This is a genomic window from Candidatus Hydrogenedentota bacterium (assembly GCA_012523015.1).
Classification (GTDB): domain Bacteria; phylum Hydrogenedentota; class Hydrogenedentia; order Hydrogenedentales; family CAITNO01; genus JAAYBJ01.
On the sequence record JAAYJI010000238.1, the window covers coordinates 1 to 2,788 of the forward strand.

Sequence of the window (2,788 nt, forward strand, 5' to 3'; positions counted from 1 at the left end):
AATTTCGGGTTTACCATGTTCTTTCTGGCAAAGCCGGGAACCGATCTGCCCTCGAAAGCCCCTATGCTGCTCGATTTATTCAAGAAAGAATTCTGGTATTTTAAAGAGGGTTTTTCAGACAATATACAATTTATGCCACTCAAAGAGGCGTATTTCAATGTAGAGCGTTCTGGTTATATTGATTTGAGACTGAACAGCAGAAGCGCTATCACGGTATATCTGGCAATCGCTATGTTGATATTGGTGATCGCCCTGTTGAACTACATCAACCTTACGGTAGCGCAGGCGGGATTCCGCGGCAAAGAGTCAGCCATTAAAAAACTGTTGGGAAGCAGCAAAGCTAAACTGGGTTCGCAACTGCTCGCCGAGTCGCTGCTGATCACCGCCATCACCTTCCTCGCCGGGTTACTGCTGGCATCTCTTGCCGAACCGTTCTTCAATAATGCACTGGATACCACACTTAATCTGGCACATCAGTTCACACCCGGCATGATCGGGTTATGCCTCTTCTTTGTGCTCATTATTTCGTTCCTTGCAGGCATTATCCCCGCTCTTATCATTTCCAACTTCAGTCCGCTCGAAGTGGTAAAAGGAACCTTCTCCCGGAAAGTGAAATCTTCCTACTCCAAAGTACTGATCGTATTTCAATATACGGTGGCGACGGTGTTACTTATATGCGCTGTCTTTATCCAGCGGCAATCCGATTTTTTGATCAATTACGACCTGGGTTATAACCGCGAAGGTATTCTGGAAATATCCAATAGCGGACTGGACACAACGCAGTTAGACGGATTTAAGGCGAAACTTCTGGGAATCCCGGGCGTGAAGCTGGTATCGTTCTCGTGTGGGACACCCCTTAACGGCGGTAATAATTTTTCCTACGAGCAGGACGGTGAACAGTTCAGCTTTCAGGAATTCTATGTGGATTCGGCATTCTTCCAGATATATGGTATTACCATTGTGCCGACCGACGTCCTGCCATCAAAAGATACCTGGTGGTTGAGCGAAAGGGCGTACAAAGCCGTACATGTGGATCAGGCAACGCAAACATTCCGTCCTTGGGGCGATGAAGATAAAGCGCAGATTGCAGGTAACTTCAGCGATTTCAAGATACGGGATCTCTATCAGGATTATAACCAACTGCGTATCCGCTGGCGAAGAAGCAACGAAAGGCCTTGGGTCATCATCGTGAAAATGACACCAGGGACGGATTATTACGACACGGCTGAACGCATCGAAAAGGAATATACCGGATACACCGACGGCGAACTGTTCGAAGCCCGGTTCGTGGATGACGGGATTCAACAGAACTACAAAAGCGTCCGTAAAACATCCTCCATTATGAGCGCCTTCACGATACTGACCATTGTCATTATGGTGATGGGCGTGTTTGCCATGTCACTCTACCTGATCCGTCAGAAGGAAAAAGAGATCGCCCTGAGGAAGATCAACGGCGCCACGAAAGAGGAGGTCTTGTTCCTGCTCAATAAAGACTCATTGAAAAGGGTGGCTATCGCGTTTGTGATCGCCTGCCCCGCCGCTTATTACGCCATGACGAAATGGTTCGAGAACTTTCCCTACAAGATCGCGCTTTCGTGGTGGGTATTTGTCGTTGCCGGTATAGCAGTACTTTCCCTCACATTGGTCTCCGTAAGCTATATGACATGGAAAGCCGCTCGGGCAAACCCGGTGGATTCACTGAAAGGGGAGTGATATGAATATAGCCGTTATTTTACGTCGTCTTACGAAAAATAGATCCCTACGTATCGTCAACCTGTTTTCATTGTTATGCCTTATCATTGCTAACCTGCGACTTATTATCTTCATGGCGTCCATCGTCAAGCGCCGGCGGAAGGAAATTGCCATTTGTAATGTAAACGGAGCGCATCCCGGTCAGATCATCTATATGCTGAATATGAGTTTCATCCACCTGATTTTCATCGCTTTTGTCATCGCCTCACCACTAGCCTGGTGGGGATGAAACAATGGCTGTCCAATTTCGCCCATAAACCCTCGCTAGACTGGTGGATATTCCTACTAGCCGGTGTTGCCGTGCTGCTGTTGTCCGTTGCTTCCGTTTCGTGGCAAAGCTGGCGTAAATCAGTACAAAATCCCGCGGATGTGGTCAAAAGTGAATAGAAAATATTCACTCATTTCATATAGAGATCGATCGTATCACCGGTTGATAACTTCTGAAGATAACAGAAACAGCCTGGCGTAAATTTCCGTATATTTGCCTGTGCAGATCCAAAATATCACTCGCAACAGATATGCATCCATTTGTACATTTACACGTTCACTCTCAATATTCGCTGCTCGACGGGCAAGCCAGTATCCAGCGGCTGGTTGACAAAGCCTTGAACGACGGCATGCGGGCCATCGCACTCACCGACCATGGTGCCATGTACGGCATCAAGGAATTCCTCAACTACTGCAACAAGAAAAACGGGCCACACAAGAGTGAGATTGATAAAATAAAGAAAGAGATCAACACCCTGTCTGAGGGAAGGGATGATGCTTCCAGCAAGAAGGAAGAATTGCTGTACCGTTTGCAGCAGCTGGAGCAGAAGCTCTTCAAGCCGATCGTGGGGTGTGAGTGTTACCTGGCCCGTCGCGGCCGCTTCTTGCAGTCGGAAAAGATCGACGGCAGTGGCTGGCACCTGGTGGTGCGGGCCAAGAACCTGACCGGTTACAAGAACCTGGTGAAGATCGTCTCCAAGAGCTGGACCGAGGGATTCTACTACCGTCCCCGCATCGACAAGGAGCTGCTGGAACAACACAGCGAGGG

The 2,788-nt window shown here is 48.4% G+C and carries 4 protein-coding genes; all 4 read left to right on the plus strand.

Annotated elements, in window-relative coordinates:
* Positions 1-1,713: FtsX-like permease family protein (locus GX117_10375; protein NLO33743.1), on the plus strand; the 1,713-nt coding region annotated here is incomplete at its 5' end.
* 1 nt (position 1,714) lies between these two features.
* Positions 1,715-1,981: a hypothetical protein gene (locus GX117_10380; GenBank protein ID NLO33744.1), complete on the plus strand. Its 267-nt coding sequence runs from the start codon at positions 1,715-1,717 to the stop codon at positions 1,979-1,981.
* Positions 1,978-2,139, plus strand: a complete 162-nt coding sequence (locus GX117_10385; GenBank protein ID NLO33745.1) for a hypothetical protein — start codon at positions 1,978-1,980, stop codon at positions 2,137-2,139. Before GX117_10380 ends, GX117_10385 begins: the two co-directional genes overlap by 4 nt.
* Before the next feature lie 131 nt (positions 2,140-2,270).
* Positions 2,271-2,788: PHP domain-containing protein (locus GX117_10390; GenBank protein NLO33746.1), on the plus strand; the 518-nt coding region annotated here is incomplete at its 3' end.

Coding starts and splice junctions, on each gene's coding strand:
- GX117_10380 (NLO33744.1), top strand. CDS start 1,715: ATGAATATAGCCGTTATTTTACGTCGTCTTACGAAAAATAGATCCCTA.
- GX117_10385 (NLO33745.1), top strand. CDS start 1,978: ATGAAACAATGGCTGTCCAATTTCGCCCATAAACCCTCGCTAGACTGG.